Here is a 7892-nt window from a genome sequence, read left to right as displayed (position 1 = left end):
CGTGCCATAACAAATGAAAAGCTCACAAAGTGGGGGTTAAAAGATTTAACCACACTTTATGAGCTTCGATACTCAAAAGGTTGAACCGCCGTATACGAGAACCGTACGTACGGTGGTGTGAGAGGACAGAGGTTAATCGCCTCCTCCTACTCGATTGTAACTGATAATAGCCATGCGACGGATCTTGCTTGAAACCGCCGGAATAGTGGGCGCATGAACGGTTTATGAGACGGATTTTTGCTCATTCTGCGCTATAGCATGCGTCCCTTGACAGAGCAAAAGAGCGACATTTCACCAACTTCTTCCATTTCCTGTTACTCAGGAATGATTCATGAAAGTCCCCCCGTTTCTATTCTCGCGGGTCCGGTGACTGATGTTCTCACAACGGAAACCTCTCGCGACTCCTAACCGCCACCCCTCGAATCAGTGTTAAACAACAATCCCCATTTTACTTTGCGTAAACCTTGCTTGGAGATGTCTTCGTCTTTATCATTCTTCTTGATTCTGGTATGATAAGAGAAGGCAAATAGAGGACAGGGGGCTTAGGACGTTGGGAGAAGAAAAAGAAAAACACCGGACGACAGTAACAATATATGGTCAACAATACACAATTAAATCATATGAATCTCCGCAACACGTCATTAACGTTGCCGAGCACCTGGACCAGAAAATGAGGGAATATAAAAAAGATAATCCGTATTTAGATACAACGAGGTTAGCAGTGCTTACTGCTTTAAATGCAGTAGATGAATATCTCAAAATAAAAGATAAACTTGCTCTTTATGAAAAAGAACAACAAGAGACAACAGATAAAGAGGAACAATAAATCATGCTAAGTATCATCATTGTCGTTATTTTAATCGTAAGTTTCTTCGTCGGTTTAAAAAGAGGCTTTATCCTACAATTACTTCGGTTTTTAAGCTTTTTTATCTCTTTGTTCGTTGCTTTTTACTTTTATCGAGACATGGCAAATTTTTTACGATTGTGGTTTCCATCTCCTGATTTTTCTGGGAATGGAGATAGCATCGTTTCCGTGGTTGTCACTTCTTTTGACTTAGAAAGCGTCTATTATGCTGTCATCGCCTTTTTTATTTTGTTTATTTTGACGAAAATATTGCTAAATATTGTCGGCTCTGCGTTAAATGTCGTGGCTCGCATTCCGGTTTTCCGTACGGTAAATAGTTTCCTCGGAGCATTCCTTGCATTTCTCGAAGCGTATCTCATTTTGTTTGTCTTATTAGTCATTCTGTCGTTTCTTCCGATGGACGCGGTGCAACAAGCGGTTCAACAATCCATCGTTGCCCAGTGGATGATTCAGCATACACCGTTTTTATCTGACTGGTTACATGGTTTATGGCTTACTGAAATGCATTTTTTGTAAAAATAAAGGAAAGAGAAGGCTGTTTCATCAGTTTGAGGCTGATCCGTTGGAGACAGCCCTTTTTTTCGTAGCGACATAAAGAGTGGAGGGTGTCCTTTGGATAAAAAACAAGTGGTGGAAGCGTTAGAAATGATTGCGACATATCTCGAGTTAAAAGGAGAAAATACGTTTAAAGTAGCGGCTTACCGAAGAGCAGCCCAAGTGTTAGAGCGGGATGAGCGGTCGTTGAAAGAATTAGATGACCCGGGAAAACTGAAAGGGATTGGTAAAGGAACGTCTCAAGTGATTCAAGAGTTAAGGGAGACGGGGAAATCTAGCCTACTTGAATCTTTACAAGCTGAAATCCCAGCCGGATTAATGGATATATTAGCACTGCCCGGGATAGGGAGTAAAAAAGTGGCAACGTTATATAAAAAGTTAGGAATTACCGATGTTGAAAGTTTAAGAGAAGCGTGTGAGCAAGGGAAAATTCGGACCTTACCCGGATTTGGTGTGAAAACAGAAGAAAAATTAAAAGAAGCATTAGAGGAACACGGCTCCCGCCCGGAACGATTACCTATTTCTTTCATGTTAGAAGTGGCAGAAAAAGTAGAACAATCGTTACGTCACGTGGAAGGAATCATTAAAATGTCTCGGGCGGGCAGTTTGCGTCGCATGGAAGAAACGTTAAAAGATTTAGATTACGTATTGGCAGTAACAAATCCAGATATTGTTAGAGAACAACTGATAAAGATGGACATTGTCCATGACGTGATTGCGGATGGACAAACAAAAGTAACGGTGGAGTTAGAATCAGGATATAAAATACAAGTTGACTTCCGTTTAGTTTCAGAAGAACAATTTGCCACCACTCTTCACCATTTCACTGGGTCAAAAGAACATAATGTACAAATGCGTCAACTAGCAAAAGCACAAGGAGAAAAAATTAGTGAATACGGCGTGGAAAACGAGTCCGGGGAAGTGATCACTTTTCCATCGGAAGAAGCTTTTTTTCACCATTTCGGGTTAAAATTTATTCCACCGGAAGCGAGAATGGGCATGAAGGAGACGGAAGTGTTTCAAACGTCTTATCCCCTTGTTTCCATTCAAGATATACGCGGAGACTTCCATATGCATACAACGTGGAGTGATGGAGCGGTTTCTATTGAAGAAATGGTAGAAAGCGCTCGGAAAAAAGGGTACGAATGGATCGCCATTACCGATCACTCGAAATTTTTACAAGTTGCAAATGGGTTAAATGAAGAAAGATTGATGCGACAAATCGAAGAAATTCGTCGCATCAATGATTTATACGACGATATTCACGTATTTGCAGGAATTGAAATGGATATTTTACCTGATGCCACGCTTGATTTTTCTGATGAGATATTAGCGCAACTGGATGTCGTCATCGCTTCTATTCATTCATCTTTTTCTCAGTCACAAGACCAAATACATGCACGGCTAGAAACGGCTCTTCAAAACCCATACGTTCATCTTATTGCTCATCCGACGGGAAGAATTATCGGTCGGAGAGAAGGTTATGATGTGGATGTCGACTATTTGTTAAAAAGAGCGAAAGAAACGAATACGGCCGTTGAGTTAAACGCCAACCCGAATCGGTTAGACTTATCTGCAACTTGGCTTCAAAAAGCATCGGAATTAGGAGTAAACATTGCCGTCAATACGGATGCCCACCGACCGGAGACGTTGGACCATATGGAAATTGGTGTCAGCATCGCTCGCAAAGCATTGCTAAAAAAAGAACAACTGTTAAACACTTTTACCTATGAAGATTTCAAGAAGTTTTTACAGAAAAAGCGTCGGAAGGAGGACTCCTATGAATGAGCGAGTCATGCGAGTATTGGAATACGATAAAATGAAAGAACAGCTAAAAGAACATGTGACTTCGTCGCTTGGGAGAAAAAAAGTTGAAGCCCTTATGCCTCACTCATCGTTTACAGAAGTAAAAAAAGATTTGGCTCGAACGAAAGAAGGCGTGAAAGTATTAGGATTACGTGGAAATGTTCCTTTAGGTGGCATTCACGACATACACGCTCACATACAAAGGGCTCGGATTGGTGGTACGCTTCATAGTTCAGAACTGTTAGAAGTGGCGGACACGATTCGCGCGGGAAGAAGAATGAAAGTCTTTGTTCATGACATGGTGGAAGAAGAGATTGATGTACCGGAGTTAGAACAAATCGTGGCAGGAATTTTCCCATTGACAGAATTAGAACGAAAAATTAAAGGTGCAATTGATGACCACGGGGAAGTGATGGACATTGCAAGCCCTGCTCTCCGTCAAATCCGTCGCCAAATTCGAAAGAGTGAAGCAGCTGTCCGCTCTAAATTAGAAAACTATCTACGTTCACCAGATCAACAAAAAAAGTTGTCAGATACGATTATTACCATTCGTAATGATCGCTATGTACTTCCGGTCAAACAAGAATACCGCAGTTCCTTTGGAGGCATCGTTCATGACCAATCTTCCTCCGGTGCGACGCTATTTATTGAGCCTCAAGCTGTTGTTACATTGAATAACGAGTTGCGGGAAGGAAAAATGAAAGAGCGTCAAGAAATAGAGCGGATTTTAAAAGAATTATCGAGTGAGGTCCAGAAACATACAGAAGAACTCTTACAAAACTTAACTTATGTTACCGAGTTAGACTTTCTCTTTGCTAAAGCCCGCTACGCGAAAGCACTAAAAGCAACGGAACCAATACTCAACGAGGAAGGACGTTTTGTCTTTAAAAAAGCGAGGCATCCTCTCATTGATCAAGAGGAAGTCGTTCCGATTGATGTTGAGTTAGGTACAACTTTTTCGTCTTTAATTATTACCGGACCGAATACAGGCGGAAAAACGGTCACGTTAAAAACGGTTGGATTGCTTACACTAATGGTGCAATCCGGGCTTTTTCTCCCGGTGGATGAAGGTTCTGAAGCAACCGTATTTACAAAAGTATTCGCAGATATTGGGGACGAGCAGTCCATTGAACAAAATTTATCTACGTTCTCCTCTCACATGACCAATATCGTAAATATTTTACAAGAAGTGAATCATGAAAGCCTTGTGTTATTTGACGAGATTGGAGCGGGGACCGACCCGACGGAAGGCGCAGCTTTAGCGGTAGCAATCCTCGATGACGTGTACAAGCGCGGGGCAAAGCTAGTTGCCACAACTCACTACAGCGAATTAAAAGGATATGCATACAACCGAGAAGGAGTCATGAATGCCAGTGTGGAGTTTGATGTCGATACATTGCGTCCAACGTACCGTTTGTTAATTGGTGTTCCGGGAAGCAGTAATGCTTTTTTGATCTCAAGACGTTTAGGACTGGCAGAAGATATTATTGAACGAGCAGAAAAAGAATTACATACCGACACAAGACAAGTAGAAAAGATGATTTCATCGTTAGAAAAAGAAAGACGTCAAGTGGAAGCAGAATGGGAAGAAGCGACGAGATTGCGCGAGGAAGCAGAAACGTTATATCGGGATTTAGAACAGAGAATCCGCGAACTAGAACGAGAAAAAGAACTTATACTTGAACGCACGAGAGAAAAAGCAGAAGATGATTGGAAGAAAGCCCAAAAAGAAGCAGAGCGGATTATCGAAGAATTGCGCACGCTTCAAAAAGAATCGGCTCACATTAAAGAGCATCGTCTCATTGACGCAAAAAAGAAACTACAAGAAGCGGAACCGAAAACATCTAAACGACGTGAGCAAATTAAACGAAAAGCGAAAAAAGAACGGACTTTTTCACCGGGAGAAGAAGTGCGAGTTGCTCGTTTCGGTCAAACCGGTACGGTATTAGAAAAACTAGACGAGAAAGAGTATTTAGTTCAGCTCGGTATTATGAAAGTGAACGTCACGGCAGACGAAATGGAAAAAGTGAAAGAAGAAAAAACGAAACAACCAATGCGACCGGTAACTTCTGTTTCTACTCACAATACTGTCAAACCAGAACTTGATTTACGCGGCTTCCGCTATGAAGATGCGATGCGGGAAGTGGAAAAATATTTAGATGAAGCACTCCTTGCAGGATACCCCCGCGTCCACATCATTCACGGGAAAGGAACCGGAGCCCTTCGTAAAGGAGTTAAAGAGTTGCTAAAAAATCATCCGAATGTAAAAAGTACTCGCGACGGTGGCATGGGAGAAGGTGGTCTTGGCAATACGGTAGTGGAGTTAAAATAATCGCTGTGATGTTCTCTCCGGGAAAGGAGCGTTCGAGGTGGAGAGATTAATTAAAATTTTAATTGCATGTTGCATCATTTTCATGCTGGCCGGAATTGTATATTTAATGTTTTACGTTTAATAAAAAAACCTAGCTAGGAAAGACGATTCCAAGCTAGGGCTATATTCAATTTTCTTACTCTTGCCAAAAGTATCACTTTTCAATTGTAAGCGCTTACGGTAAAATAAAGATAGAGAGAGAATGCCCGAAGGAAGGTGGTGCATAAATTTTTATCAAATAGAAAAAAGTAGCCATCGCTTTTTTCTATTTCAAGGAGGAATCGAAGGAATGACAAATGACAAAAAGTGGATCGTGCACTATCCGGATGAAGTGTCTGTGAGCATCGGTCAAGAGTTCAAGTCTCTTCAATCGTATTTACGCGAAGCAGCGGAGAAGCACCCGGAAAAAGTCGCCCTTCATTTTATGGGGAAAGAGATGACGTATCAAGAAGTGTATCAAGAAGCACTCCGTTTTGCTTACCAGTTGCAACGGTTAGGAGTTGAAAAAGGGGATCGTGTGGCAATCATGCTTCCGAACACGCCGCAGTCTGTCATTTGCTATTACGGAGCACTTTTTGCTGGAGCGGTTGTCGTGCAAACCAATCCTCTTTATGTAGAACGAGAAATTGAACATCAAATGAAAGATTCAGGAGCAAAAGTTATCGTCTGTCTTGACTTGTTGTTCCCGCGAGTAGAAAAAGTTCGCAACCGTACCAATCTGGAGCATGTCATTGTCACTGGAATCAAAGATTATCTCCCTTTTCCAAAGAATGTTATTTATCCGTTCATTCAGAAAAAAGAGCACGGGGTTGTTATTAAGGTAAAAGATGATGATTATACTCATTCTTTCAAGACGTTATTAGCAACCGGAAAAGAAGAAATAGAAGAACCACCGATAGACCCAAAAGAAGATTTGGCTTTACTTCAATATACAGGTGGAACGACCGGGCCTGCCAAGGGAGTGATGTTGACTCATTTTAACTTAGTCACAAATACTCGGCAATGCATTCATTGGTCGTATAAAATGAAGCGTGGCGAAGAGCGTATACTTGGAGTCCTTCCTTTTTTCCACGTGTATGGAATGACGATCGTTATGAATTTCGCCATCATGCATATCGCTAAAATGATTATTCTTCCGAAATTTCAACCGAAAGAAGTGCTCAAGACGATTGAGAAACATCGCATCACTCTTTTTCCGGGGGCGCCGACCATGTATGTTGGTTTAATTAATGAACCTTCGATTTCTAAATATGATTTATCATCAATAGAAGTTTGTTTAAGTGGTTCTGCCCCCTTGCCGCTGGAAGTACAACAAAAATTTGAAGAACTTTCCGGAGGGAAACTCGTGGAAGGTTACGGCTTAACGGAAACTTCTCCCGTTGCCATTGCCACACCGATTTGGGGAAAAAGAAAAGAAGGAAGTATCGGCATACCATGGCCGGATACCGATGCAGCCATTTTATCACCAGAAACAGAGGAAGAAGCCAAACCTGGAGAAATTGGCGAACTCATGGTAAAAGGTCCCCAAGTGATGAAAGGATATTGGAATCTTCCGGAAGAGACGAATGCCACTTTTCATGACGGTTGGTTGTTAACAGGAGATATGGGGTATATGGATGAAGACGGCTATTTTTATATTGTAGACAGAAAGAAAGATATGATTATCGCAGGTGGATTTAACATTTATCCGAGGGAAATTGAAGAAGTGTTATATGAGCACGAAGCCATTCAAGAAGCGGCTGTGATCGGTGTTCCGGATCCGTATCGCGGGGAAACAGTAAAGGCATTTGTCGTCTTAAAAGAAGAAAAAGAAGTGGATGAGAAAGAATTAGAGGATTATTGTCGCAAACATTTAGCTGCTTATAAAGTTCCGCGCATCTTTGAATTTAGAGATGAACTACCAAAATCAATGGTCGGTAAAATATTGCGTCGTGTGTTAGTAGAAGAAGAAGAGAATAAATTAAAGGAGCAAGAAATAAAAGAAGGGAGTTAATACTTCCTTCTTTTTGTGCGTTATGCGACAGATTCTCATGAATACATGATAAATAAGTGTTGTGGGACGCTTCATATCACGTCCTCCGTCAACAATCGAATTTTTGTTCTATCCGTCTTGCCGAGAATACCAGTCTTTTTCCGCTTTTCTTTATGGTTCCTGTGCGCTTTCTCCGGAGGTGAAGTGCAGATGACATAAACTTTATAAAAATATATAAAAGTCAAAAATTATTGTTGAAATACCTCCTACTTTCTTGTATAATATACAAAGTAGGAGGTTGTAAAATGAAATATTACAGTATA

Annotated in this window: 5 protein-coding genes; all 5 read left to right on the top strand. The window is 41.2% G+C overall.

Translation table 11 applies throughout. The features are described 5' to 3' along the window. The first annotated feature begins 550 nt into the window (after window positions 1-550). Window positions 551-826 carry a cell division protein ZapA gene (gene zapA / locus GJS40_RS10835; RefSeq protein WP_270897879.1) on the top strand — a complete coding sequence of 92 codons (276 nt, stop codon included), beginning with the start codon at window positions 551-553 and terminating at the stop codon, window positions 824-826. Window positions 827-829: 3 nt separating this feature from the next. Continuing rightward, window positions 830-1381: a CvpA family protein gene (locus GJS40_RS10830; protein WP_270897878.1), complete on the top strand. Its 552-nt coding sequence runs from the start codon at window positions 830-832 to the stop codon at window positions 1379-1381. A gap of 96 nt (window positions 1382-1477) precedes the next feature. Beyond that, window positions 1478-3208, top strand: a complete 1731-nt coding sequence (gene polX, locus GJS40_RS10825; RefSeq protein ID WP_270897877.1) for a DNA polymerase/3'-5' exonuclease PolX — start codon at window positions 1478-1480, stop codon at window positions 3206-3208. After that, window positions 3201-5558, top strand: coding sequence for an endonuclease MutS2 (locus GJS40_RS10820; protein WP_270897876.1), 2358 nt, complete (start codon window positions 3201-3203; stop codon window positions 5556-5558). Before polX ends, GJS40_RS10820 begins: the two co-directional genes overlap by 8 nt. 328 nt (window positions 5559-5886) lie before the next feature. Beyond that, complete coding sequence (locus GJS40_RS10815) at window positions 5887-7590, top strand: long-chain-fatty-acid--CoA ligase (protein ID WP_270897875.1); 1704 nt, start codon at window positions 5887-5889, stop codon at window positions 7588-7590. The last annotated feature ends 302 nt before the right edge of the window (window positions 7591-7892 follow it).

This window comes from Aliibacillus thermotolerans, assembly GCF_027853235.1.
GTDB lineage: Bacteria > Bacillota > Bacilli > Bacillales > Marinococcaceae > Aliibacillus > Aliibacillus thermotolerans.
The sequence above is the reverse complement of the archived record's forward strand: the minus strand, read 5'-3'. Positions and strand labels throughout refer to the sequence as shown.

Excerpts from the sequence above, each read along its gene's own strand:
- GJS40_RS10815 (WP_270897875.1), top strand. The coding sequence starts at position 5,887 with ATGACAAATGACAAAAAGTGGATCGTGCACTATCCGGATGAAGTGTCT.
- GJS40_RS10820 (WP_270897876.1), top strand. The coding sequence starts at position 3,201 with ATGAATGAGCGAGTCATGCGAGTATTGGAATACGATAAAATGAAAGAA.
- GJS40_RS10830 (WP_270897878.1), top strand. The coding sequence starts at position 830 with ATGCTAAGTATCATCATTGTCGTTATTTTAATCGTAAGTTTCTTCGTC.